At 66.0% G+C, this 25,356-nt stretch carries 21 protein-coding genes; 13 read left to right on the top strand and 8 right to left on the bottom strand.

The window, feature by feature from the left end; genetic code table 11:
* Window positions 1-8: 8 nt before the first annotated feature.
* From ACX80X_RS11885 to ACX80X_RS11875, 3 genes are all read right to left on the bottom strand, one after another.
* Window positions 9-1,313: an aminotransferase-like domain-containing protein gene (locus ACX80X_RS11885; RefSeq protein ID WP_252614526.1), complete on the bottom strand. Its 1,305-nt coding sequence runs from the start codon at window positions 1,311-1,313 to the stop codon at window positions 9-11.
* 56 nt (window positions 1,314-1,369) lie between these two features.
* Window positions 1,370-2,260, bottom strand: a complete 891-nt coding sequence (locus ACX80X_RS11880; protein WP_459312173.1) for a GerMN domain-containing protein — start codon at window positions 2,258-2,260, stop codon at window positions 1,370-1,372.
* 185 nt (window positions 2,261-2,445) lie between these two features.
* Entirely contained in the window at window positions 2,446-3,003 is a 558-nt protein-coding gene (locus ACX80X_RS11875) for an NAD(P)H-dependent oxidoreductase (protein ID WP_252564526.1), read from the bottom strand.
* Window positions 3,004-3,123: 120 nt separating this feature from the next.
* Between ACX80X_RS11875 and ACX80X_RS11870 the strand changes: the two genes are divergently transcribed.
* The 7 genes from ACX80X_RS11870 to ACX80X_RS11840 all read left to right on the top strand — a co-directional run bounded on the left by ACX80X_RS11870 (window position 3,124) and on the right by ACX80X_RS11840 (window position 12,994).
* Window positions 3,124-3,732, top strand: coding sequence for a TetR/AcrR family transcriptional regulator (locus tag ACX80X_RS11870; RefSeq protein WP_252599637.1), 609 nt, complete (start codon window positions 3,124-3,126; stop codon window positions 3,730-3,732).
* A 360-nt stretch (window positions 3,733-4,092) separates the two neighbouring features.
* A complete protein-coding gene (locus ACX80X_RS11865; protein ID WP_252599636.1) occupies window positions 4,093-5,076 on the top strand; it encodes an ABC transporter permease in 984 nt (327 codons plus the stop codon).
* 2 nt (window positions 5,077-5,078) lie between these two features.
* Window positions 5,079-6,053, top strand: a complete 975-nt coding sequence (locus tag ACX80X_RS11860) for an ABC transporter permease (RefSeq protein ID WP_252614528.1) — start codon at window positions 5,079-5,081, stop codon at window positions 6,051-6,053.
* On the top strand, window positions 6,050-8,281 hold the full coding sequence (locus ACX80X_RS11855; RefSeq protein ID WP_252611085.1) for an ABC transporter ATP-binding protein: 2,232 nt from the start codon (window positions 6,050-6,052) through the stop codon (window positions 8,279-8,281). The genes ACX80X_RS11860 and ACX80X_RS11855 overlap by 4 nt, the downstream gene beginning before the upstream one ends.
* A gap of 48 nt (window positions 8,282-8,329) precedes the next feature.
* Window positions 8,330-10,048, top strand: a complete 1,719-nt coding sequence (locus ACX80X_RS11850) for an ABC transporter family substrate-binding protein (protein ID WP_252599633.1) — start codon at window positions 8,330-8,332, stop codon at window positions 10,046-10,048.
* Between the two features lie 160 nt (window positions 10,049-10,208).
* On the top strand, window positions 10,209-11,279 hold the full coding sequence (locus ACX80X_RS11845; RefSeq protein WP_252611087.1) for a Gfo/Idh/MocA family protein: 1,071 nt from the start codon (window positions 10,209-10,211) through the stop codon (window positions 11,277-11,279).
* 170 nt (window positions 11,280-11,449) lie between these two features.
* Window positions 11,450-12,994: a S8 family peptidase gene (locus tag ACX80X_RS11840; protein WP_252614529.1), complete on the top strand. Its 1,545-nt coding sequence runs from the start codon at window positions 11,450-11,452 to the stop codon at window positions 12,992-12,994.
* Between the two features lie 140 nt (window positions 12,995-13,134).
* Here the strand turns inward: ACX80X_RS11840 and ald are convergent, their stop codons facing one another.
* A complete protein-coding gene (gene ald / locus ACX80X_RS11835; RefSeq protein ID WP_252599630.1) occupies window positions 13,135-14,253 on the bottom strand; it encodes an alanine dehydrogenase in 1,119 nt (372 codons plus the stop codon).
* A gap of 233 nt (window positions 14,254-14,486) precedes the next feature.
* On the opposite strand from ald, the gene ACX80X_RS11830 reads away from it, so the two are divergent.
* Complete coding sequence (locus tag ACX80X_RS11830) at window positions 14,487-15,704, top strand: PucR family transcriptional regulator (RefSeq protein ID WP_252599629.1); 1,218 nt, start codon at window positions 14,487-14,489, stop codon at window positions 15,702-15,704.
* A 73-nt stretch (window positions 15,705-15,777) separates the two neighbouring features.
* Here ACX80X_RS11830 and ACX80X_RS11825 read toward each other — a convergent pair whose 3' ends face one another.
* Window positions 15,778-16,182, bottom strand: coding sequence for a helix-turn-helix domain-containing protein (locus tag ACX80X_RS11825; RefSeq protein ID WP_252614530.1), 405 nt, complete (start codon window positions 16,180-16,182; stop codon window positions 15,778-15,780).
* 49 nt (window positions 16,183-16,231) lie between these two features.
* Here ACX80X_RS11825 and ACX80X_RS11820 point away from each other — a divergent pair, with 49 nt between their 5' ends.
* On the top strand, window positions 16,232-17,017 hold the full coding sequence (locus tag ACX80X_RS11820; protein ID WP_252599627.1) for an alpha/beta fold hydrolase: 786 nt from the start codon (window positions 16,232-16,234) through the stop codon (window positions 17,015-17,017).
* On the opposite strand, the gene ACX80X_RS11815 is transcribed toward ACX80X_RS11820, so the two are convergent.
* Together ACX80X_RS11815 and ptsP are read right to left on the bottom strand one after the other, a co-directional pair.
* Window positions 16,983-17,261 carry an HPr family phosphocarrier protein gene (locus ACX80X_RS11815; protein ID WP_056341927.1) on the bottom strand — a complete coding sequence of 93 codons (279 nt, stop codon included), beginning with the start codon at window positions 17,259-17,261 and terminating at the stop codon, window positions 16,983-16,985. The two genes, ACX80X_RS11820 and ACX80X_RS11815, sit on opposite strands and share 35 nt — an antisense overlap.
* A 61-nt stretch (window positions 17,262-17,322) precedes the next feature.
* Window positions 17,323-19,008 carry a phosphoenolpyruvate--protein phosphotransferase gene (gene ptsP, locus ACX80X_RS11810; protein WP_252599626.1) on the bottom strand — a complete coding sequence of 562 codons (1,686 nt, stop codon included), beginning with the start codon at window positions 19,006-19,008 and terminating at the stop codon, window positions 17,323-17,325.
* A gap of 161 nt (window positions 19,009-19,169) precedes the next feature.
* Here ptsP and ACX80X_RS11805 point away from each other — a divergent pair, with 161 nt between their 5' ends.
* The 4 genes from ACX80X_RS11805 (at window position 19,170) to ACX80X_RS11790 (ending at window position 23,825) form a co-directional block, all read left to right on the top strand.
* On the top strand, window positions 19,170-19,898 hold the full coding sequence (locus tag ACX80X_RS11805) for a TetR/AcrR family transcriptional regulator (RefSeq protein ID WP_252599625.1): 729 nt from the start codon (window positions 19,170-19,172) through the stop codon (window positions 19,896-19,898).
* Between the two features lie 49 nt (window positions 19,899-19,947).
* Entirely contained in the window at window positions 19,948-21,975 is a 2,028-nt protein-coding gene (locus ACX80X_RS11800) for a PTS mannitol transporter subunit IICBA (protein WP_252614531.1), read from the top strand.
* Window positions 21,975-23,138, top strand: coding sequence for a mannitol-1-phosphate 5-dehydrogenase (locus ACX80X_RS11795; protein WP_252614532.1), 1,164 nt, complete (start codon window positions 21,975-21,977; stop codon window positions 23,136-23,138). The genes ACX80X_RS11800 and ACX80X_RS11795 overlap by 1 nt, the downstream gene beginning before the upstream one ends.
* A 165-nt stretch (window positions 23,139-23,303) precedes the next feature.
* Window positions 23,304-23,825 (top strand): GNAT family N-acetyltransferase, encoded by a 522-nt coding sequence (locus tag ACX80X_RS11790; RefSeq protein ID WP_252599622.1) that lies wholly within the window; start codon window positions 23,304-23,306, stop codon window positions 23,823-23,825.
* 7 nt (window positions 23,826-23,832) lie between these two features.
* On the opposite strand, the gene ACX80X_RS11785 is transcribed toward ACX80X_RS11790, so the two are convergent.
* Entirely contained in the window at window positions 23,833-25,272 is a 1,440-nt protein-coding gene (locus tag ACX80X_RS11785) for a sugar porter family MFS transporter (RefSeq protein ID WP_252614533.1), read from the bottom strand.
* Window positions 25,273-25,356 lie beyond the last annotated feature (84 nt).

Genomic DNA, 25,356 nt, shown 5'->3' with positions numbered 1-25,356 from the left:
GGCCAACGTTACAGCGCTCCCAGGGCTTCGCGCAGTACCGGGGCCAAGCGGCGGACACCTTCCTTGATGGCGTCGGGCGGCACCGCGCTGAACGCCAGCCGCAGCTTATTGGACGGCGAATCGGACGGTGTGAAGGCAGCCCCGGGGATAAAGACCACGCCGGCGTCGATCGCCTTCTGCAGCAGGGGATAGGTATCCACGCCTGCCGGCAGCGTGACCCAGACGAAGAAGCCGCCTTCCGGGCTGGTCCAGCTGGTGCCGGCTGGCATGTGTTCGTCCAGGGCGGCCAGCATCGCCGTGCATCGTTCGGCGTAGAGTCCGCGGTAGGTCTCGATCTGGCCCTTCCAGTCATAGTCGCTGAGGTAGGCGGACACCAGCATCTGGTTCAGCGTCGGAGGGCACAGCGTGACAGATTCGGATGCCAGGTAGTAGCGCCGCTGGAGGTGCTCCGGGACCAATGCCCAGCCGATGCGGAGACCAGGGGCGAAGATCTTGGAGAACGATCCCATGTAGATGACATCGGCGGGGTTGGCCGCGCGGAGCGGTGCCAGATGTGTCCCGTTGTACCGGAGGAGCCCATACGGGTTGTCTTCCAGCACGAGAATATTCGCGTTCCGGCATATATCAACAACCCGCTGGCGGCGTTCCCCGGCCAGGGTGATTCCTGAGGGGTTGTTGAAGTTGGGGATGGTGTAGAGGAACTTAATGTTCTTTCCGGCTGTCTGGAGGGCGGCGATCCGGGCCTCCAACAGCTCAGGCACCAGGCCGTCGTCGTCCATTTCCACGGTGGCCACCTCCACCTGGTACGCCTCAAACGTATTGAGGGCACCCACGTAGGTGGGGTTCTCGACCAGCACCACGTCGCCCGGGTTGCAGAAGACCTTGGTGGCCACATCCTGGGCCGACTGGGAGCCTGCGGTGATCACCACATTCTCCGGGACCGCGTCCAGGATTCCTTCTGCCGCCATCACCTCGCAGATCTGGGTGCGCAGTTCTTCCGTGCCCTGCCCGCCGCCGTACTGCAGGGCCGTGAGCCCTTCGTTGGCGATGATGCTTGCCGCCGTGGCGGCCAGCCGCTCAAGCGGAAGGGATTGCAGGTACGGACTGCCCCCGGCAAGGGACACCAGTCCGGGGCGCATCGAAATGTCGAAAACGTCCCGCACTGCTGACTGCTTAATGTTGGCTGCGCGCTCCGAAAACAGCGCCTCATGGGGATGGGTGGTGCGGTGGGCGGACGTGGCCGCGCGCTCGATGGCATCAATGGCTTCGGCCGGTAACTGCACTGCGCCGGCATCAAGTGTTTCGTGGCTCACATCTTCAGGATACAGCCGGCAGTTGCCGATAAGGCAACATCTGTTGATCAGCTGCGCTACTGGAGGCGTAGTGCCTCGGCGAGCCTCACGCCGTTGACGTAGACCTCGGCGCGGATGGCGCCCACCGAGGCGACGGCGGTCTGCGTGAGTTGGGCCTCGATGCGCGGGATGTCGCACACCCCCGCCGGACGGATCGAGCCGGACAGGTAGACCGTTACGGCCGTGCCGTCGAAGGTGCCGGACAGGAACGTGAGGGTTGAGCCGGACAGGGAGTTGTACAGGCCGGGGGCGGGTTCTGCGGTGTTGTCCAGCAGGGCGCGCATGGCATTGGCCAACGGTTCCGTGGAGCCAGCCACGGTGCGGCGGACGCCGGCCAGGCTGTCGTTGCAGCCAAAGCGCACACCTCCCGCCCCGCCGTCGTCGAGCAGCACGTAGTAGGCGGTCACCGTCTGGGATCCGCCGGACTGGCCAGGGGCCGGCTGGGCCGGGGGCGGGGCCGAGGACTCGGGGGCCGGCGAGGGGCTTGCTCCCAAGGCAGTAGATGTACCGGGTGCCGCGGCGGCTCCGGGCGCGGCAGTTCCGGGTGAAGTAGTTCCGGACGCCGGAGCGCTGCCCGGGCCCTGTTCCAGTGTGCGGGGCGCCCCGCCGGACGCGTGGCCCGAGGGCTCGGAGGGCGAAGCGGCGGACGAGCCGGTGGTTTCGGCGGGTACGGCGGTGACCGGCGGGGGTGCCTGCGGCTGGGGAATCGGAACCAAGGGCGGCTGGACGCGGTCCGAGTGTTCAATGGTGGTTGCGCCGGGCGCGACGGTGCTCCCGGCAGACGGGTTGGAGGTGGGGGCGCAGCATCCCAGCCACAGCGGAAGCGTAAGTGCTGCCGCCGTCGCCATCAGCTTTCCGGCGCTCCGCCTGCCTGCCATGTCCGCACCGCGTTCCATCCCCGAATGCATTCCGTGCATTAAACGTTACGGCGGTCCCTCAGCCCTGAAAATGCCCGCGAGGTACCGGTTGGAACAAGACTTGGTCACACGTTCGGGCGTGAGCGCCACTCCGCTCACGGTGCGATAACAAATGCCCCGGCCACCTTGCGGTGCCCGGGGCATTTGGGTGCTTGGCGCTGCTGCGTGCGGCTGCCTTACGCTGCCGGCTGGGCGGCGGCGAGTGCGTCGAAGACGCCCTTGATCTGCTCCACTACCTCGGCATCGTCCTTCGGGTGCAGCTCGGCAAAGCGGACCATGGAGCCCGGGACGGCGAGCTTGACGTCCTCGAGCACCTGGGCGCCGGCAATGCCCACCGCCTTGCGGGCTTCGTCCTGTGCCCACACGCCACCGAACTGGCCAAATGCGGTACCGACGACGGCGGTGGGCTTGCCGGAGAGGGCGCCGGCACCGAAGGGGCGGGACAGCCAGTCGATGGCGTTCTTCAGCGATGCTGGCACGGTGCCGTTGTGCTCCGGGGTCACCAGGAGAATAGTGTCGGCGTCGTTGGCTGCTGCGCGGAGGGCGGCGGCAGCAGCGGGAACCTGGCCCTCGACGTCGATGTCCTCGTTGTAGAACGGGATGTTGCCCAGGCTTTCGTGGATGACCACGTCAACCTGGTCGGGGGCGTTCAGCTGGATGGCTTCGGCGAGCTTCTGGTTGGTGGATTCGGCGCGGAGGCTGCCAACAAGGGTGAGGACGGTGCTCTTCGACATACGGACTCCTGTAGTGGGGCCGCGGCTGGGCCGCTGGCCGGTGGAAGGTGGAGGCTTGGTGCCTTCATGGTCTAAACGGACCGTAGTCCGATTATTATTCCCGGGTCTAGGATATGGACTGTGAGCTTTATCCCGCTGCTGCCCGGTTCGCTCTCCGGCCCGCCCGCTGAGCGCAGTGATGCTGCCCGGAACCGTGAGCGGCTGTTGGGCGCGGCGCGGGAGCTGATTGCCGAATGTGGCCCGGACGCCCTGACCATGGACAGGCTGGCCGAGCGGGCCGGCGTGGGCAAGGGCACCGTCTTCCGCCGATTCGGCAGCCGCGCCGGGCTGATGATGACGCTGCTGAGCGATTCCGAGGCCGCCTTCCAGGCCCGCTTTATGTTCGGCCCGCCGCCCTTGGGGCCGGGCGCGCCGGGCCTGGAGCGGCTGATCGCCTTCGGTGCTGAGCGGATCGCGTATGTGATGGAGCATGGGGACCTGGCGAGGGCGGCCGAGGCTTCGGCCCGCAGCCGGTACGAGGTCCCGGCAGTTAAGCTGTGGCAGCGCCACATCGAGCTCCTCCTCCGGGAGGCTGGCATGGATGCGGATCCGCTGCTGATGGCCATGTCCCTGGCCGCAACACTGGATCCGGACCGGCTCCTGCACGCCGTCCGCGTCCACGGCCTGGCGCCCGAGCGGCTGACGGACTCCTGGCGGGAACTTGTTACGCGGGTGGTCCGCGGGCGGTAGAGTACGCCTGAATCCAGTGGCTCGTCCAGTCACATCAATTCCACTGAATTATTCATAACAATCTGATACGGAGCGCGCGGATTCCGCTCAGGTGCCCGCATTTCGGACGCTACTCTGTGGTAGTTTCCTCTGGAATGTGACCCGCAACATAGTCCACCCGGACTTGCTCTGCGCTGGTCGCGGGAGGCCGGCCACACGCTGGTGGGGACCCGGTGGCGGCGAGACCCGTTGCTGGCCGGGAAATCGGAAGGATCTGGAACGTGGATGTAGTGAAGGCAGGAACTCCGTTGCCGGCCCAGGGGCATCCCTTGGAGTGTTCGTCCGCGGTCCTGGTGGCAAAGATCCTGAAGTAGCTGCCACATGATCAGGTACCTCGCCAAGCGCGGCATCACCTACGTCTTTATGATTTTCCTGACCACGTCAGCCGGCTATTTCCTGGCGGTCAGCTCCCTCAAGCCAGCCCTCCTCGAGCAGGAGCGGATTCCCCGGCCCACACCCGAGCAGGTCGCCAACTCCATGCGCCTGAAAGGCCTGGACCCGGACCTCAGCCCGTGGGAGCGCTACGTTGAGTGGCTCACCGGGATCATGACCCGCTGGGACTGGGGCCGCAGCCCCAACGGCGCCTTTATCAACGCTGAATTCGGGGACCGCGTCTGGATCTCCACCCGGCTCTTCCTCGCATCCATCGTCCTGACGCTGGTCATCGGCGTCGCCCTCGGGGTCTACTCGGCGGCCCGGCAGTACAAGTTCCAGGACCGGGTGATCACCTCCTACAGCTACCTCGCGTACATCGTGCCTGCGCCCATTGCCTACTTCCTGGTGCAGCTCGGTGCCATCAACATCAACGAAACCGTCGGGGAGCGCATCTTCTTCGTGACGGGCATCTCCACGCCGGGCATGCAGCCTGGGTGGGCGCAGTTTGTGGACATGGTGGCCCACTATGCGGTTCCGACGATCGCCATCACGCTGGTCGGCTGGGGTTCGTACCAGATCGCGCAGCGCCAGTACCTGCTGGACAACGTCAATGCGGACTTCGTCCGGACGGCACGCGCCAAGGGGCTGACGCGGAACCAGGCCATCACCCGGCACGCCCTCCGGGTTTCCTTCATCCCGGTGGCCCAAAGCATCGCCTTCACTATCCCGGCCATCTTCGCCGGTGGCTTCTTCGCCGAGAAGATCTTCGCCTGGCCAGGAGTGGGGTCCTGGAGCATTGACGCCATCTCGCTGCAGGATGTGAATGCGGCCACGGCCACCCTCGCCTACGGCTCGGTCATCTTCGCCCTGGGCGCCATCCTCGCCGACTTCGCCACCACGCTTGTTGACCCGAGAGTGAGGGTGCAGTAGCCATGACCAACCTCAATGCCGTTGATCCGGCAGCAGTGGCGCAGGATGCGCATCTCGAAAATGCCGATGTGGTGATCGCCAAATCCACCATCATTTTCCGCCGCTTTATGCGGAACAAAACTGCCGTCGCCGGGCTGGCGGTTTTCCTGGGCCTGACCATCTTCTCCTTTCTCGGCGGGTTCTTCAGTCCTTGGGACAAGGAGACCATCGACCCCTTCAATATCGGCATGCCGCCTTCCGGCGACCACTTCCTGGGCACGTCGCAGGCCGGCATCGACCTCTACGCCATGACTGTCGAAGGCACCAGGATCTCCATCATGATCGGCCTGATTGTGGGCCTCGTATCCGTCCTGGTTGCCGCGGTCTATGGCTGCACCATGGCCTATTTCGGCGGCAAAGTGGACAAGGTGATGCTCTTCGTTCTGGAGGCCCTCATCATGATGCCCGCCCTGCTGGTGGTGGCAGTGGCCACCAGCGGCGGAGGGGACGGCCTGAAGAAGAACCTCCCCAGCTGGCTCCTGCTGATCATCGTGCTCCTGGTATTCAGCTGGATGGGGACCGCGCGGCTTATCCGCTCGATGTCCATGTCGCTGATGCAGCGGGACTTCGTCAAGGCGGCCCAGTACATGGGCGTGCCGCCCCGGCGCATCGTGTGGCGGCACCTGGTCCCCAACATCGGGTCGCTGCTGGTCCTGGACATCACCCGCGGCGTCACCGGGGCCATTCTCGCCGAAGTGGCGTTCTCCTTCATCGGCATCGGCATCAAGGTGCCGGATGTGAGCCTCGGCGTGCTGATTGGCGGCGCCACGTCCCAGGTCCAGACCTTCCCGTGGATGTTCTGGGTCCCGCTCACCGTGATGTTCCTGCTCACGGGATCCCTGGCCATGATGAACGATGGCCTGCGTGACGCCTTCGACCCGAGCTCCAGTTCGGTTGGCCGGGCCAAAAAGAACAGCACAGAGAAGATGAGCAAATGAGCACCTTCCTTGAGCCGGCGGACCCGGCCCCCACAGCGGCCGAGCGGCTCCACATCGCCGGTCTCCACTCGCCGTCGGACGCTGTCCTGTCCGTCCGGGACCTGAACGTCAGCTTCAACTCCGAAAACGGGGCTGTGCATGCCGTCCGGGGCGTCAACTTCGACCTCATGCCCGGCAAAACGCTGGGAATCGTGGGGGAGTCCGGGTCCGGCAAATCGGTAACATCGCTGGCCATCATGGGCCTGCTGCCCGCCACGGCCGAGATCTCCGGCTCGGTCAGGCTCAAGGGCAGGGAACTGCTGGGCCTCAGCGACAAGGCCATGTGCGCGTACCGCGGCAACGACATAGCCATGGTGTTCCAGGACCCGCTGTCCTCCCTCACGCCGGTGTACACCGTGGGGACCCAGATCACCGAGGCCCTCACCATCCACAACCCCGGCATGAGCAAGGCGGCGAAGGAAACCCGCGCCGTCGAACTCCTGGCAATGGTGGGCATTCCCAGCCCCAGGAACAGGCTCAGGGCTTTTCCGCACGAGTTCTCCGGCGGCATGCGCCAGCGCGTGATGATCGCCATCGCCATCGCCAACAACCCGCGCGTGCTGATCGCGGATGAGCCGACGACGGCCCTGGACGTCACCATCCAGGCCCAGGTGCTTGAGGTGCTGCATACGGCGCAGGAGGAAACGGGCGCCGCCGTCGTGATGATCACGCACGATCTGGGCGTGGTGGCGGGCATCGCCGACGACATCATGGTGATGTACGCCGGTAAGCCGGTGGAAACCGGCAGCGTGGATGACATCTACTACGATCCCCGGATGCCCTACACGATGGGCCTGCTCGGGGCGGTGCCACGCGTGGACGTCGCGGAGAAATCCTCGCTGGTCCCCATCGACGGCATCCCGCCGAACCTCCTGCACACCCCCACCGGCTGCTCCTTCGCACCGCGGTGCCCGCTGGTGACCGACGCCTGCCTGGACGGCGAGCCCGCTTTGAGCCCGGTTCCGGGAACTGGTTACCACCAGGCGGCCTGCATCAAATCCGCTTCCCTCGGCGGGGACGTGGATGTCCACGAGATCTTTTCCGCCCCGCCGGTCCCGGTCTCGCGCTTTGACCTCATCCCCCGCGGGGACCGCTCAACCGTGCTGGAACTCAAGGATGTCCGCAAACACTTTCCGCTGACCAAGGGTGCTCTGCTCAAGCGGCGCATCGGCACCGTGAAGGCCGTGGACGGCCTGAGCTTCGACATCCGCGAAGGCGAGTGCTTCTCCATCGTGGGCGAGTCCGGTTCGGGCAAAACCACCACCCTGCTGGAAATCATGGAGTTCCACAAGGACCAGGACGGCGAGGTGATCATCGGCGGCATCAGCAACAAGCAGGCCGCCGACGCCAAGACCAAAAGCGCCATGCGCCGGGAAATGCAGATGGTTTTCCAGGATCCCACCGGCGCCCTGGACCCCCGCTTCACCGTCTACGAGGTCCTGGCCGAGCCGCTCCAGAACGCCGGCATGGATAAGCGGGCCATCAAGAAACGCATCATGGAACTGATGAATCTGGTGGGCCTGCAGCCGGACCACGTCAACCGGTTCCCCAACCAGTTCTCCGGCGGCCAGCGGCAGCGCGTGGGCATCGCCCGGGCACTGGCCGTGAATCCCAAGCTGGTGGTCCTGGACGAGCCCGTGTCCGCGCTGGATGTCTCGGTCCAGGCCGGCGTCATCAACCTCCTGGACAAGCTCCGCGCGGAGCTGGGGCTCAGCTACCTCATGGTGGCCCACGATCTGTCCGTGGTCCGCCACATCTCCAACCGGGTGGCCGTGATGTACCTGGGGAAGATCGTGGAGATCGGGGAGGTGGACCGGGTTTTCGACAACCCCCGCCACCCGTACACGCGCGCCCTGCTGTCCGCGATCCCTGTCCCGGACCCGCAGTTCGAACGCACTCGGGAGCGGATCATCCTACAAGGGGACCTGCCGTCTCCGTTGGACGCCCCGAAAGGCTGCAACTTCGCCACCCGCTGCCCCGTCTTCGCGGCGCTTCCCGCTGCGAAACAGGAGCATTGCCTGACCCTGGAGCCCCCGCTCGAGGCCGTGCAGCCTTCCGCTGCCGTGGAGATTCTGGAGGCCGGCCCGGTGCCCACACCGGATCAGCAGTTCGCCTGCTTCTTCCCGGATGGTGAACTGGACGAGCACATGCTGGTGGTCCACGAAACGGCGGAACCCCATGCACCCTGATTTTTTCGACCCATCACAAGCACCACCCGCACCTATGAAGGGAAAACCATGAGGAATCTGACCAAGATCGGCGGCGCAGCGGCCATTGCCGCAGCCCTGACGCTGACGGCCTGCGGCGGTGGCGGAACACCCACCGGACCGGAAACCGCCAAGGGGCAGGGAACGGGCAGTGACCTGGCCAAGCTCATCAGCATCAACGAGAAGCCGGCCGCTGATCTTGAGCCCGGCGGCAAGGTCACCCTGCCGCTGGGCAGCATCGGGCCGGATTTCAACGGGTTCTCCAACAACGGCAACAGCTCCGACAACTCCGCGATGATGGCCCCGATCAACCCGGTGGCCGTGAACAGTGGCGGCATCGGCGGTTGCTGGAAGGTCGACTTCGTCGGCAAGGCAACGCCGAACAAGGACTTCTGCGAGTCGGTGGAGAGCAAGGTTGTGGACGGCAAGCAGACCGTCACCATCAAGGTCAACGACAAGGCCACGTACAACGACGGCACGCCGATCGACATCAAGGCCTTCCAGAACACCTGGAACATCCTGAAGAGCCCAGATGCCGGCTACGACATTGTGAGCTCGGGGGCCTATGAATTCGTTGAGTCCGTCGAGGCTGGCAGCAGCGACAAAGAAATCATCGTCAAGACCACCCAGCCGGTTTACCCCGTAGATTCGCTCTTCTTCGGCCTGATCCACCCGGCCGTGAACACGCCTGCGATCTTCAACGAAGGCTTCGTGGGCGAAATGCATCCGGAATGGATGGCTGGCCCCTTCAAGGTGGACCAGTACGACGCCGCAGCCAAGACCGTCACCATGGTTCCCAACGACAAGTGGTGGGGCACTAAGCCGGTTCTGGAAAGCGTGGTCTTCCGCCAGCTGGAAACCAGCGCACAGATCGCGGCTTTCAAGAATGGCGAGATCGATGCCATGTCCGCCAACACCATCGCCCTGTACAAGCAGCTTGAGGGCACCAAGGACTCCGAGGTCCGCCGTGGCCAGCGCCTCTTCGCCGGTGGCATGAACATCAACGCCCAGAAGATCACCGACGTCGCCGTCCGCGAGGCCATCTTCGCCGCTGTTGACCGCGAAGCCCTCCGCAAGGTCCGCTTCAATGGCCTGAACTGGGAAGAGCCCAGCTCCGGTTCCATGATGGTTCTGCCGTTCTCGGACTACTACCAGGACAACTACCCTGTGAAGGAAACCGGCGCGGACGTTGCCAAGAAGGTCCTGACCGACGCCGGCTACGCGCCCAACGCCGCCGGAATCATGGAGAAGGACGGCAAGCCCGCCGCCTTCAAGATCAGCAACTTCGGTGACGACCCCACCACCCTCGCCTTCACCCAGACCCTGCAGAAGCAGCTCCAGGCCGGCGGCATGGATGTTGGTATTGACCAGCGTGCCTCCGCCGACTTCGGCAAGGTCATCGGCGGCCGCGACTTCGACATGAGCGTCTCCGGCTACACCGTTGGCCCGGATGCCACCGACGCCGTCAAGCAGTACTACGACTCCAAGGTCAACGAAAACGGCCTGGGCGACGCCGAGCTGGACAAGAAGATCGCCGATCTCGCGTCCATCGAGGACAACGCCGAGCGCAACAAGGCAGCCATGGAAGTTGAAAAGGAGCACATGGCCAAGTACTTCTCCATGGGTGTTGTGATGAACGGCCCGCAGATCTCCTTCGTCCGCACCGGCCTGGCCAACTACGGCCCGTCCCTGTTCCAGAGCCTCTCCCAGGTTCCGGACTGGTCCACCCTGGGCTGGATCAAGAAGTAACATTTTCTGACTGAATCAGCGCTATACGGCGAAGGCCGGCACAGCCCGCGAACCGGGAAGTGCCGGCCTTCGTCGTTCCCGCCCCCCGGACGCTCTCTCACCTTTCGCAGGTTTTTCCGGATCGCTCTCTCACAAGTGCTGGCGGGGTAGCCTAGCCCTTATGACCGGGACTGAAGCTGAACGCACTATCCGCACCGCCGTCGTCGGCTATGGACTCTCAGGGAGCGTTTTCCACGCGCCGCTCATCGCGGCGGATCCCCGCTACTCGCTGGACGTCGTCGCCACGTCCGACGCCGGCCGGCAGGCTGCCGCGACGCAGCGGTGTCCCGGCGCCAAAACAGTGCCCGACGGCGATGCGGTCCTTGCGCTCGCCGGTGACCTTGACCTTGTGGTGCTGGGGACCCCGCCGGCCACTCACTTCCCGCTGGCGAAGGCCGCCCTGGAGGCCGGGCTCGACGTCGTCGTCGACAAGCCGTTCGCCGTCAGCAGTGCCGAGGGGCAGGAGCTGATCGCCCTCGCGCAGCGGCTGGGCCGGGTGCTCACGGTCTTCCAGAACCGGCGCTGGGACGGCGATTTCCTCACGGTCCGGAAATTGCTGGCCGGCGAAGCCTTGGGTGCCGTGACCCGCTTTGAGTCCAGCTTCGAGCGCTGGTCCCCGGACATCTCCAAGGCGTGGAAAGCCAGCGCCACGGCGGCGGACGGCGGCGGCGTGCTGTTCGACCTGGGCGCCCACCTTATCGACCAGGCGCTTTTGCTGTTCGGTCCAGCCGCCGTGGCCCACGCGGAACTGCAGGCGCGGCGTCCGCACGAGAAGGTGGACGATGACGTTTTCCTGGTGCTCAACCACGAGTCGGGGGTGACCAGCCACCTGAGCATGAACATGCTTTGCGCCCAGCAGGGCCCGCGCTTCCGCATTCTCGGATCCACTGGCGCGTTCACCAAGCACGGGATCGACCCGCAGGAACCGTACATCGTTGCCGGCGGCAGCCCGCTGGACACTGAATACGGCGTTGAGGCACCGGAATGGGCAGGAGCCCTGGGCCGCGACGGCCACCTCGATCCGCTGCCCACGGAACGAGGTGCCTACCCCGAGTTCTACCGGCTCCTGGCAGCCAAGATCGACGACGGCGGCACCTCCTCCAACCTGCCCCTCCCGGTAGACCCGGCAGACGCCGTCGAGGTGCTGAAGATTATCGAATCAGCCCGGGCTTACGGAACCGCCGGCTGTTGAAATTGCGTGAGGTGAGTCACTAAGGTCTCTGTTGCGGGTGATACCGAATTGTTGGGCAGGTGTAGCCCGGAAGGATCCGAGGCAAACAGCCGTCAGGGTCGTGATCGATTGACTCTTGCCAGCGGCACCTGCGATCGTGTGGTGCCCGCCGGCAGAATTGGAGCAACACCATGCAAAGGTTCACCAAGCTTGTGGCGCCAATCGGGGCACTAGCCCTCGCCATTGGCCTTTCGACCGCCGCGGCTCCTGCGGCGTTGTCGGCCAATGGGCAGTCTGTCCAAACCGTAATGCAGGCAAATGCCCAAGCCGGAAGCCAAACCTACATCGTCCTGTACAAAGCCAACGGCGTTTCCCGCGCTTCGCTTGCGGCAGTGCAGGGCGCCGGCGGCACGGTGGTGCAGGCTTATCCGCAGATCGGTGTGGCCATTGTAAAGTCGGACCGCGGCGGCTTTGATGCGGCCCTGCGCGCAGCAGATTCTTCCATTCAGGGGGCCGCTTCCACAGCAGGCTTCGCCGTGGCTGTCGAAGACGACAACTCCGGTGCGGCTGTGGCGGCCATAGCACCCGGCGCCCCGGCACCCGGCGATGACAACCTGGCCGCACTCCAGTGGGATATGGACCAGATCCAGGCCCCGGCCGCCCGGGCGATCAATGGCGGCAGCGCCTCGGTGGTGGTGGGCGACATCGACACCGGACTGGACCACACGCACCCCGACCTTGCCCCGAACGTTGATTTCTCCAGGAGCGTTTCCTGCGTTGGCGGCGTCCCCAACACGGACCCGGCGGCGTGGATGGACAACAACGGCCACGGCACCCACACGGCGGGAACCATCGCAGTCGCGAACAACGGCATCGGCATGGTGGGCGTTGCGCCGAACGTGAAGATTGCCGGGATCAAGGCCGGCGACGACGACGGATTCTTCTACCCTGAAGCCGTGGTCTGCGCCTTCATGTGGGCAGGATCGAACGGTATCCAGGTCACCAACAACAGCTACTTTGCCGATCCCTGGCTCTTCAACTGCAAGAATGACCCCACCCAGCGGGCCATCTGGGAAGCTGAGCGCCGGGCCATCAAGTTTGCCCAGCAAAACGGCACCACAGTTGTGGCCTCGGCAGGCAATCAGTCAGACGACCTGGCTCATCCCACCCAGGATGTCACCAGCCCGGATAACACCACCGCGGTCACGCGCGACATCACCAACGCCTGCGCCGTGGTTCCGGTGGAAGTTCCGGGCGTGATCGGCGTGAGCGCCAACGGCAACAAGCTGATCAAGTCGTTCTACTCCAGCTACGGTGTGGGCGCCGTCAGCGTGATCGCGCCTGGTGGAGACTCGATCCTGCAGCAGACGGCGGCCGCCACTAACGGCCGCGTGCTGTCCGCGTGGCCGTCCGCTGCCGCCGCATCCTGCCCCAAAGTGTTGACTGTGACGGACGGAGCCGCCCGCTACTGCTACCTGCAAGGCACATCGATGGCCGGACCTCACGTTGCCGGTGTCGCGGCGCTGGTGGTCAGCACCGGAGTCAGCAAACCGGGCACCGTGGCATCGCGGATCAACACCACCGCCGACAAGATGGACTGCCCCGCTGACATGAGTGTGTACGCCCCGTTCCCTGCAACGGACAACGGCGCACCCCAGGTGTGCCAGGGGGGTGCCGGCTACAACGGCTTCAACGGCCACGGCCAGGTGAACGCTCTCCGCGCGGTCGGCGGCTGACCCTGTCGAAGTCCGCCGGAATGGCAGTCATCCAACGCGTGCTGCTCCTTCGTCGCTTTGACGCACGCTTACTGGATGGCTGCCATTCCGACGATAAGTGCGCAGCGATTCCCGCGGTCGTTCTCGCACCATGGGGAGAGTTACGCGGAAACCAGCTCGTGCCAGTCCGCCACGAGGGGCAGGTTGTGCGCCTCGGAGACGGAGTGGTGTGCCACGTGGCCGGCGGCGATGTTGAGGCCGGCGGCGAGGGCCGGGTCGCGGTCGAAGGCGGCCTTGACGCCCAGGTTGGCCAGGGCCACGGCGTAGCGCAGGGTGACGTTGGTCAGCGCGTAGGTGGAGGTGTTCGGGACGGCGCCCGGCATGTTGGCAACGCAGTAGAAGATCGTGTTGTGGACCTTGTACGTCGGTTCCTGGTGTGTGGTGGGGTGCGTGTCCTCGAAGCAGCCACCCTGGTCCACCGCGATGTCCACGAGCACGGAGCCGGGCTTCATGCGGGACACGAGTTCGTTGCTGACCAGCTTGGGGGCCTTGGCGCCGGGGATCAGGACGGAGCCGATGACGAGGTCGGCGTCGACGACGGACTTCTCGATCTCGTAGGAGTTGGAGGCAACTGTCTTGAGTCGGCCCTGGTACTGGGCGTCGAGCTCGCGGAGGCGGTTGATGTTGATGTCCAGGATGGTGACGTCGGCGCCCAGGCCCAGGGCCATGGCAGCGGCGTTGGTGCCGGCGACGCCGGCGCCCAGGACAACCACCTTCGCCGGGCGGACACCCGGTACGCCGCCCAGGAGGACGCCTTTGCCGCCGGCGGGTGCCATCAGGGAGGTGGCGCCGACCTGCACGGACAGGCGGCCGGCAACCTCGGACATGGGGGCCAGCAGCGGCAGCGTGCGGCCTTCCTGCACGGTCTCGTAGGCGATGGCGGTCACGCCGGAGTTGATGAGTTCCTGCGTGAGTTCCGGTTCGGCGGCGAGGTGGAGGTAGGTGAAGAGGATCAGGCCCTTGCGGAAGCGGTGGTACTCGGCCTTGATGGGTTCCTTGACCTTCATGACCATGTCGGCGCGGGCCCAGACGTCATCGGCCTCGGCAACGATTTCGGCGCCGGCGATCGCGTATTCCTCGTCCGTGATCCCTGAACCCAAGCCTGCGCCGCGTTCCACCAGGACCGTGTGGCCGTGGGTGCGGAACTCGTGAACGCCAGCAGCGGTGATGGCGACGCGGAATTCGTTGTTCTTGATCTCTTTGGGGACACCGATGATCATTTGTGGCTCCATACTCTCAGGCCGCGTAGGCCCGAAATTGCGGGGAAGGTTGTGATTCCAGAATAAATCCGGCTGTGACCCAGCTGACAGGAAAGCGGGGTCCGGGGCACGCATACTCAGCGTCATTCCGGGAATTTTTGCTCTCGTGGGTCGACAAATGTTCAGCGTGAGGGCGTCAGGTGTCGCCTGCTGTTCGTTCGCCCGGATGCCCGCCGGAGCAGTAGGGTTACCCCATGCAGCAGGACGTGGAACAACTCGTGGAGCAGGTGGCGCAGAAGCTTGGCCGGGGACTGTCGCTGGAGGACCTGGACGGCCTGCTGCTGGCTTACAGCTCCAACCAGTCCCACGCGGACCGGGTCCGGGTGAACTTTTTGTTGAGCAAGCGGGTCCCGGCCGATGTCAGCGCCTGGCAGCTTTCCCATGGCATCGCCACGGCGGTCCGCCCGGTAGCGATTCCCGCCAACCAGGACCTGGGGATGCTGGGCCGGGTGTGTGTTCCGTTGATGGTGCGCGGTTTCCGCGTCGGCTACCTCTGGGTGCAGCAGGACTCGGCAGAGGAAAGTCCGACGGCGATCCTCTCCCAGTTGCCGGACGTGACCCCGGAGATCGAGCTGCTTTCCGGCCTGCTGCTGGACTCCAACACCGCCGAGTCCGAATTCCGGCGGGGCCGCGAACGCGAGTTCCTGGCCGCCTGTTCCGGCGAGGCCAACGCGGTGGCCGCCGTGGCGGGCCGGAAGGAAATCCAGGGCAAGGGGCCGTGGCAGATGGTCACCGTGCTCGACGCCGATGGCTGGGCCGGCGGCCCGGATCCCATTGCTTCCACGCTGATCCACCGCTCAGCCGCCCTGCAGGCCACGGTGGGGGTGGACGTGGCGCTGTTCAGCGCCGGCACGGAAACCCATTCGGTGGTGCTGTTCCGTGAGTCGGTGGGCCGGGCAAACCATGCCCAGGTGCTGGTCCACTACCAGCTGGAGCTGGCCAAACGTTCGGGCCGGCCCGTGCACCGCATCATCCTGGGCATCAGTGAGGGTTTTGCCAAGCCGCGCGAGCTTGCCGAGGCATACCGGCAGTCCAAGCAGGCGGCTCAGGCGGCGGCTGTGGACCCCCAGCTGGGCGAACTGGTGGACTGCCGCGCCACCGGTGTTTACCAGCTGCTGGCGTCGGCGGGCGGGGGAGCCGGCGCCTGGGCTGACTCCGGGTCCGTATATGTGCGGATGCTGGAGGACCACGACCGCAACGATGAGCTGCTCCCCGTACTGGAGCTCATCTACGATAACGACGGATCGGTCCAGGACGTGGCCACCAAACTCCACCTGCACCGCAGCAGCATCTACAACCGGCTGGGCCGCATCCGGCAGCTCCTGGGCGTGGACCCGCTGAAGGGGATGCCCCGGCTCGAACTTCATGCGGCACTGAAAATGCGGCGCTGGGCGGCCCGCCCGCGGATCTAGCTCGCGTGCCGGGATCCAACACCCGGGACTCAACACCCGGGACCCGCCCACCCTGCGCCAGCTTACGACGGGGCTAGGCCTGCTCTGGCTGCTCTGCCTGCTCTGGCCCGTCAAGCTTCTTCTGCCGGTCCAGCCAGACCATGATGGCGGCCAGCCTGATCCGGCGGTGCGTGCCGCGGTATTCCACGGGGATCTCGCCGCGATCGGTCATGTTGCGCAGGTACGTGTGGGAAATCCCGGCGAGTTCGGCCGCCTGGGAGGTGGTGAGCACTTCCTCCACGCTGCTGACGGTCACCGCTTCGCCGCGGCCCAGCCGAGCGAGCAGGTCCACGACGGCGTCCCTCGCCTGGGGCGTCAGCCGGTGGACCGTGCCGTCCACGAACACCGTGATGTCGTTGCTGTCCCGGAGAGAACGTGCGAGGTTCAGGGCGTCGTCGGCGGGCAGGCCAGCCGTGACGCGTGGAGCTATCAGTGCCATGCCAGAAGCCTAACCCTGTACCTCCGGGCGGCGGCGGTAAGCTCGCGGGATGAAGCTCAGTGATGGCGAGGACATTGAATCCGGCGGGCTAGCGGGCAGGCTGTACCGCTCCGTGGCGCCAGCAGGCGATGTGCAGCGACCGACGTATGTCCTGCTCCACGGCATCGGCGTTTCCCACCGCTACTTCGCTCGGCTGCACCGGGAGCTGGCCCTCGCAGCCGACGTCTACTCCTTTGACCTCCCAGGGTTTGGCGACGCGCCCAAGCCCCGGCGCCAGGTGCCGGTGGGTGAGTATGTGGCTTTCGTGCGGGCAGCGCTTGCCGCCGCCGGCGTGACGTCCTGCGTGGTGATCGGGCATTCCATGGGAACCCAGCATGCCGTTGAACTCGCCCTGCAGGAGCCGGAGCTCGTGGACGCCGTGGTGCTGATGGGTCCCGTGGTGGACCCCCGCCGCAGGTCGGTTGCGCGGCAGGCGCTGGCGTTGACCCGCGACGCCATGTTCAGCGAGAGCCCGTCGGCGAATGCCATCGTCTTCGCGGACTATTTCCGGGCCGGCCCACGCTGGTACCTCACCGAGCTGCCGGTGATGATGCAGTATCCCCTTGAGGCCAGGATCCGCGGAATCAGCCAGCCGCTGCTGGTGTTGCGGGGCAGCAGGGACCCGGTGGCCGGGCCCGACTGGTGCCGTCGGCTGGCTTCCCAGGCCCCCCAGGGCAGCATGACGGAAATCTCCGGCCATGGCCACGTTTTCCAGCACACCGCCCCGGGACCAGCGGCCGCCGCGATCACCAGCTGGGCCCCTATTCGGCGTCGAGGTCCGTTTCCAGGAGCTTGACCAGCGAATCCAGTGCCGCGTCGGCGCCGTCACCTTCAGCCCGGAGCACCACAACATCGCCTTTGGCGGCGCCCAGGGTCATCAGCGACAGGATGCTCGAAGCGTCCAGCGCGTCGTCCTCCGGGTCGCCCTGCATGGCAATGGTGACCTCAACTCCCACGTCTCCGGCGGCTTCCGCAAACAGCGCGGCGGGGCGCGCGTGCAGGCCGGAGCGGCTGGCGATGGTGGCGATGCGTTCGGGCATTGTTCCTCCTGGTGGGTGCTTCTTTGTAGCTAGCGGCGGGCGGTTGGTACGAACCGGCCGGTCAGAGGCCGAGTTCTTCGAGGACTGGCAGTTTTTCCCGTACCCAGGCCTTGGCTTCGGTGGCGCTGGGCGCGGACAGCGCCAGCTTGGCCAGCTGCTGCGCCTCGGCCAGCGTAACGGTCTTCAGCACCGCGGCCACGGCGGCCAAGGACCGCGCGGTCATGGACAGCGTGGTGACGCCCAGCCCAGTAAGTACGACGGCGAGGGCCGGGTCAGCGGCCGCCTCACCGCAGACGCCCACGGGCTTGTTGTGGCCTTCCGCGCGGGAGCCTTCCACGGTCAATCCCACGAGGCGCAGCACGGCAGGCTGCCACGGGGTGTTGAGGTTGGCCAGCGGGCCCAGCTGGCGGTCGGCCGCCATGGCGTACTGCGTGAGGTCGTTGGTGCCCAGGCTCGCGAAACCCACCTCGCGCAGGATGGATTCGGCGGTCAGTGCTGCGGACGGCACCTCCACCATGACGCCCGGGTTGGTGATCCCGGCGGCGGTGCACATCGAGGCAAAATGGGCGGCTTCCTCCGCGGTGGAAATCATCGGGGCCATGACCCAGACGTCAGCCTCCGAGTCCTTCTCCGCGAGGGCGATCGCCTGCAGCTGGCGCTCCAGCACGCCCGGTGTGGTGAAGTCGGTACGGTAGCCGCGGACGCCGAGGGCCGGGTTGGGCTCGGTGGCGTCGGTGAGGAACGGCAGCGGCTTGTCGGCACCGGCATCGAGCGTGCGCAGGACCACTTTTTTGCCCGGAAAGGCGTCAAACACGCTCTTGTACGCGGCTGCCTGCTCTTCCACGGAGGGTTCGGTGTCGCGCTCCAGGAAGCAGAATTCCGTGCGGAACAGCCCGACGCCCTGCGCGTTGAGGCCGGCGGCGGCCACGGCATCCTTGCCGCCGCCCACGTTGGCGAGGAGCGGCACCAGGTGGCCATCCGCCGTCGCGCCGTTCCCTTCAAACACGGCCAGGAGGGATGCGTTGGTTGCCCAGGCCTCGGCGGCGGCGCGCTGGGCGTCATCCGGGTCCACGGTGATGGAGCCTGCGGCGCCGTCGACGAACACTTCGGTGCCGTCGGCCAGTTCGTCCACGCCTGCGGCCGCGACGACGGCGGGGAGGCCAAGGGAGCGGGCAATGATAGCGGTGTGGGACTGCGGTCCGCCGCCAGCTGTGACCAGGGCCAGCACCTTTTCAGGGTCCAGCGTGGCCGTGTCGGCCGGTGCCAGGTCCTCTGCCACGAGGATGAACGGCGTGCTGGCGGAGGGGATGCCCGGGGCGGGTACGCCCCGGAGTTCGGCCACGATCCGGGCGCGGACGTCAAGGACGTCAGTGGCGCGTTCGGCCATGTAGCCGCCCAGGTTGTGCAGCATTTCGGAGACCGAGGCGCCGGCTTCCCAGATGGCTCGCTGCGCCGAGGTGCCGCGGGCGATCAGCTTGGCGGCGTTCTTCAGGAGCATGGTGTCCTTGGCCATCAGCGCCGTGGCCTCCAGCACCGCCTTGCCGTCGCCGCTGGCCGTTTCCGCGCGGGCTTTCAGCTCGTCATGGACGGCGGTCGCTGCTGCCTTGAGCCCCGCCGTGGCTTCTTCGGCGGACGTACCGCCGGCCAGCTGCTCGCCTGCAGGGGGTTCGCTGATCGGTTTGGGCATCTGCCGGACGGTTCCGATGATGCGGCCGGGGCTGACGCCAACTCCTGGGAAGGTCTGCACTGAAGGTCCTCATTCTCTGCCGGTAGCCAGGCCCGCCTAGGTTTATCCCGGCGCCATGCCGGGGCCGCCGCGACCACTATGTGCGAGGGCGGAAACGTGCCTGAAAAAATTGTATGTGATTCAGTTCATATAGCAATGCTATAGGTGATAGGGTAGCGGCTATGAGTTTGGATGGCCAGCTTCCCCCCAAAATGCGTCTGTTGCGTGCAGCGGCCGAATTGCTGGCAAAGTCCGCTGGAGCATCCGTCTCCACCCGTCAGATCACGCAGCTGGCAGGGGTCACGGCGCCCACGCTGTACCACCACTTCGGTGACAAGGAAGGTCTCTTCGACGCCGTCGTCGCCGCAGGTTTTGAAGAGTATGTTGCGGGCGAGAGGGACTTCGCCCCGTCCGGAAATCCGCTGGAAGACATCCGGCGGATGTGGGATAACCACGTCCAGTTCGGGCTCAAGCAGCCGGAACTGTACCTGGTGATGTTCGGCAATATCCGCCCGGAAAGCCGCCCCGCCATCGTTGCCGATGCCGAGGCGCTCATGGAGGAGATGCTGAACAAGGCAGCGGCGGCGGGCCAGCTGAACGTCCAGCCGCGCGAAGCAGCCAGGTCCATCCTGGCAGCCAACGTGGGTGTGACCCTGATGCTGATTGCGGAACCCGCCGCCGAACGGAACCTTGAACTGTCCACCATGACCCGGGACGCCATGATTTTTGCGGTGTCTGCGGCACAGGCCGAAGGGGCCGCGCCGGAAGACTCCGGCAAGTCCTCGGTAGTGGTGGCAGCGATTGCCCTGAATGCCGCACTTCAGGCTTCGCACTCAGACCAGCTTTCAAGCTCGGAACTCAAACTGTTCCTCGAATGGCTTCACCGAATCTCCACCAGCACGTCGTCGTAAGTATCGGACCCATCCTGCGCTGCAGCAGGAATGACGGTTAGGAAAGCACATGGCAACAGAGACAGTTGCGAAACCCCGCACCAGCCTGCGGGTTCACGTCCAGAAGTTCGGGACGTTCCTGTCCGGCATGATCATGCCCAACATCGGCGCGTTCATTGCGTGGGGCCTCATCACGGCCCTCTTCATTGAGAAGGGCTGGATCCCGGTCCCTGCCCTCGGCGGCTTCGGCACCAGCGCCGAGGGAGTGCCCAATGTGGGCCTCGTTGGCCCCATGATCACCTACCTGCTGCCGCTGCTGATCGCCTACACCGGCGGCCGGATGGTCTACGACGTCCGAGGCGGCGTGGTGGGAGCCATCGGCACCATGGGCGTCATTGTTGGCGCCGGCATCCCGATGTTCATCGGCGCCATGATCATGGGCCCGCTCGGCGGCTGGACCATGAAGAAGATCGACCTCCTGTGGGAGGGCAAGATCCGCCCCGGCTTCGAGATGCTGGTCAACAACTTCTCTGCCGGTATCTGGGGCGCGCTGCTGGCGATGCTGGGCTTCTACGGCATCTCGCCGCTGGTCCAGGCCTTCAGCACGGCCGCCGGCAACGTCGTGCAGTTCCTGGTCAACAACGGCCTGCTGCCGCTCACCAGCATTTTCATCGAGCCCGCCAAGGTGCTGTTCCTGAACAACGCCATCAACCATGGCGTGCTGACCCCGCTGGGCATCCAGCAGTCGCTGGAGCAGGGCAAGTCCATCCTGTTCCTGCTCGAGGCCAACCCCGGCCCCGGCATGGGCATCCTGCTGGCGTACATGTTCTTCGGGAAGGGCTTGGCCAAGGGTTCGGCCTCCGGCGCAGCGATCATCCACTTCTTCGGCGGCATCCACGAAATCTACTTCCCGTACGTCCTGATGCGCCCGCTGCTGATCCTGGCCGCGATCGCCGGCGGCATGACCGGTATCGCCACCCTGGCCATCACCGGCTCCGGCCTCGTTGCGCCGGCGGCGCCTGGTTCGATCATCGCCGTGCTCGCCCAGACCTCCCGTGACAGCTACGTCGGGGTGATCCTCGCGGTGGTGCTCGCCATGACGGTCTCCTTCCTGGTGGCCTCGGTGATCCTGAAGACCACCAAGCACAGCGACGAGGTGGTCCTCAGCGACGCCACGTCCAGGATGGAAGCGATGAAGGGCAAAAAGAGCTCCGTCTCCTCGGTGCTGACCGGCGCCGGTGCTGGGGTGGGCACGGCTGTCCTGGCCGGCCCCATCAAGAACATCGTGTTCGCGTGCGACGCCGGTATGGGCTCCAGTGCCATGGGCGCCTCGGTGCTGCGGAACAAGATCAAGGCTGCCGGGTTCCCGGACGTCAAGGTCACCAATGCGGCGATCGCCAACCTCAGTGACACCTACGACGTGGTGATCACGCACCAGGACCTGACCGAACGCGCCAAGCCCGTCACGTCCAGCGCCGCGCACTTCTCGGTGGATAACTTCATGAACAGCCCGCGGTACGACGAGATTGTGGAGCTGGTCAAGGAGCACAACACCGAAGGCGCAACGCCCGACGCCGGTGCTGCCGCCGGCCACGGCGCCCACGTCGCCGGTGCCCCGGTGGACGCGGCACCCGACAGCGGTGCAGCACCGGCCGCCGTCGTGCCTTCCGACATCCTCGTGGCCGACAGCGTCATCCTTAACGGCACAGCCACCACCCGTGACGCGGCCATCGACGAAGCAGGCCAGCTGCTCCTGGCCCGGGGCGCCGTGGACGAGGGCTACCTTGCGGCCATGCACGAGCGCGAGGAATCCGTGTCCACCTACATGGGCAGCTTCCTGGCCATCCCGCACGGCACCAACGCCGCCAAGGACCACATCCTGAAGTCCGCGGTGTCCGTGATCCGCTACCCGGACGGCATCGACTGGAACGGCAAGCAGGTCAAGTTCGTGGTGGGCGTGGCCGGCATCAACAACGAACACCTCCACATCCTGTCCTCCATCGCGAAGGTCTTCACCAACAAGGCCCAGGTGGCCCAGCTGGAAGCGGCCACGTCCGTTGAGGAAGTCCTGGAGCTGTTCGGAAAGGTGAACGCATAGTGAAGGCCGTACATTTCGGAGCCGGGAATATCGGCCGCGGCTTTGTGGGGCTGCTGCTGCACCAGGCCGGTTATGAGGTGGTGTTCGCGGATGTCGCGGACGCACTCATCGACCAGCTCGCGGCAGCAGTCAGCTACAACGTCCACGAGGTGGGGGAGAACCCCACCGTCCGGACGGTGGACAACTTCCGCGCGCTGAACTCCGGCACGCAGGAAGCGGCGCTGGTGCGGGAAATCGCGACGGCGGACATTGTCACCACCGCCGTGGGGCCGCACATCCTGAAGTTTGTGGCGCCCGCCATCACGAAGGGCATCGCGGCGCGGGCTGCCGGGCTGGCGCCGCTGCAGGTCATGGCCTGTGAGAACGCCATCAACGCCACGGACATCCTGCGGGCCGAAGTCGCCGCCCTCTGGGACGACGCCGCCGGCTCCCTGGACGACGCGGCGGTATTCGCGAACACCGCGGTGGACCGGATCGTGCCCAACCAGGCGCCGGGGCAGGGCCTGGACGTGACCGTTGAGACGTTCTACGAATGGGTCATCGACCGGACAGCGTTTGGCGATGCTGCGCCTGTCATCCCGGGCGCAACGTTTGTGGACGAGCTCTCGCCCTACATCGAGCGGAAGCTCTTCACCGTGAATACGGGGCACGCCTCCGCTGCGTACTTCGGCTTTGAGGCCGGGCTGGAAAAGATCTCCGAGGCCATGGCCGACCAGGACGTTGCGGAAGATGTGCGGGCCGTCCTGGAGGAAACCAAGCAACTCCTTGTGGCCAAGCACGGCTTCAACAACGACGAGCAGGAAGCCTACGTCCAGAAGATCCTGGTCCGTTTCTCCAACCCGCACCTGCCGGACACCGTGAACCGGGTGGGGCGTGCCCCCATGCGCAAGCTCAGCCGGCACGAACGGTTCATCGGCCCCGCGGCTGAACTCGCAGAACGCGGGATCGTGCCCGAGGCGCTTCTGGGTGCCATCGCCGCGGCCCTGCGATTCACCGACCCCGCCGACGCCGAGGCCACCGAACTCGCGCAAATCCTGGCTTCCTCATCGCCTGCCGACGCCACAGCCAGGATCACGGGGCTGGCACCGGAGCACCCCCTGTTCGCGGCGGTGTCCACGCTCGTGGAGGAACGCCAGGCGGAAGGGGTGAAGGCCCCGGCCTGACCCTCTCTCACTTCCTGCGGGTTTTTCCGGAACCCTCTCGCAGATCCTGCGGGTTTTTGGCCAACGCTCTCTCACCTGGATGAGAGAGCGTTGGCGTTTAAGGCACCGAAAGTGAGAGAGGGTCTCGGGGGGAGAGGTTCGCAAGCCTTGTGGAATGCTGGGGAGATGACCACGAACCCCGGCGCCCTGACCGCCTTGCTGACCGCCGACGTCGACGGCGGGACCTTCCGCCTCCGGCACGCCGTGTCCGCGGACCTGCCCGCCATCGTGGCACTGCTGGCCGACGATTCCCTCGGCGCCAGCCGAGAACTGGGCCACGACATGGCGCCTTACGAGCGGGCCTTCGAAGCGATCGACGCCGACGCGTGCCATTTGCTGGTGGTGGGCGAGCACGTGCCGGCTGGGGCAGCTGACGGCCGCGTCGTGGCCACCTTCCAGTTGAGCTTCCTGCCCGGCATCTCGCGGCAGGGCTCGTGGCGCTCGCAGCTTGAGGCGGTCCGCGTGGCGGGCAGCCTTCGGGGCCAGGGCCTGGGAAACCTGATGGTGGGGTGGGCGATCGAGGAATCCAGGCGCCGCGGCTGCACGCTGCTGCAGCTGACCACGCACAAGTCGCGGACGGCCGCCCACCGGTTCTACCAGCGGCTCGGCTTTGACGCCAGCCATGAGGGCATGAAGCTTACTCTCTGACCCGGCGTTAGGCCTTCTTGGAACCCTTGGGCACAAACAGCGTTTCGGCCTGCTCCAGGGACATGCCGTTGGTTTCCGGCACCTTGAACATCACAAAGAAGAACGACGCCGCCGCGAACAGCGCGTACATGGCGTAGGTCAGCGGCAGGGAAGCGGCGGCCATCACCGGGAAGCTGAGCGTGATGGCAAAGTTGGCCACCCATTGCGCGGCGGCGGCCAGGCCCAGGGCGCGGGCACGGATCCGGGACGGGAAGATCTCACCAAGGAGGACCCAGACCAGCGGGCCCCAGGAGGCGCCGAAGCTGACCACAAAGATGTTGGCTGCCATGAGGGCCACCGGACCCCAGGCACCCGGCAGGGAGATCTCGGAGCCTGAACCGACCGCGGCCGAGAACGCCAAGGCCATGGTGCCCAGTGAGACCGCCATGCCGATGGACCCGGCCAGGAGAATGGGGCGGCGGCCGATCCGGTCCACCAGGGCGATGGCCACGAGTGTCACCAGGATGTTGGTGATGGAGGTTGCCACCGAGATGGTGAGCGAGTCCTTCTCCTGGAAACCGACGGCCTTCCACAGCGTGGTGGAGTAGTAGAAGATCACGTTGATGCCAACGAACTGCTGCAGGACGGAAAGGACGATGCCCACCCAGACCACTGCCTGCAGGCCGAAGGTCTTGCCGCGGAGCGAGCCTTTCTGGCCGGACAGCTTGTCCTCTTCGATGGCGTCCTGGATCTCGCGGATGTGCCGGTCCGTGTCCTCGGACGGGGCGATGGAGTCGAACACCTTGCGGGCTTCGTCTTCTTTGCCCTGGAACACCAGGAACCGCGGGGATTCCGGGAGGGTGTAGGCGATCCAGCCGTAGACCACGGCAGGAACCGCCGCGGCGAGGAACATCCAGCGCCAGGCTTCCAGGCCCAGCCAGAAGGCCTGGTCCGCGCCGCCGGCGGTGGTGGCGAAGAGCGCGTCGGACAGGAGTGCGGCGAAGATACCGGTGGTGATGGCCAGCTGCTGCAGCGACGCCAGCCGGCCACGGACCTGCCGCGGGGAAATCTCGGAAATATACGCGGGTGCGATCACCGAGGCCAGGCCGATGCCCAGGCCGCCCACCAGGCGCCAGAAGATCAGGTCCCAGACGCCGAACGCGAAGCCGGTTCCGATGGCGCTGACCAGGAACAGCAGCGCGCCGAGCTTCATAGCGGGGATGCGGCCGTACCGGTCGGCGACTTTGCCGGCGAGGAAGGCGCCTGCCGCGCAGCCCAGCAGGGCGATGGCCACGGCAAAGCCGGTGACGGCCTCGGAGAGCGCGAACTCGTCCTTGATGGCGTCCACTGCACCGTTCACCACGGAGGAGTCGAAGCCGAACAGGAATCCACCCACCGCGCCTGCGAGTGCCAGCCAGATCACCCGCTGCGGGATCTTGGCGGTGGTCTGCTCCTTGGCGGTGGGCATGCTGCTCCCTGAGATTTGGGGGTGGGGTGGACGCGGTGCGGACGTCGTCGGCTGCGGGACCGGCTTATGGCCGGCGCACACGCG

This window comes from Pseudarthrobacter sp. MDT3-1, from assembly GCF_054510755.1.
The sequence above is the reverse complement of the archived record's forward strand: the minus strand, read 5'-3'. Positions and strand labels throughout refer to the sequence as shown.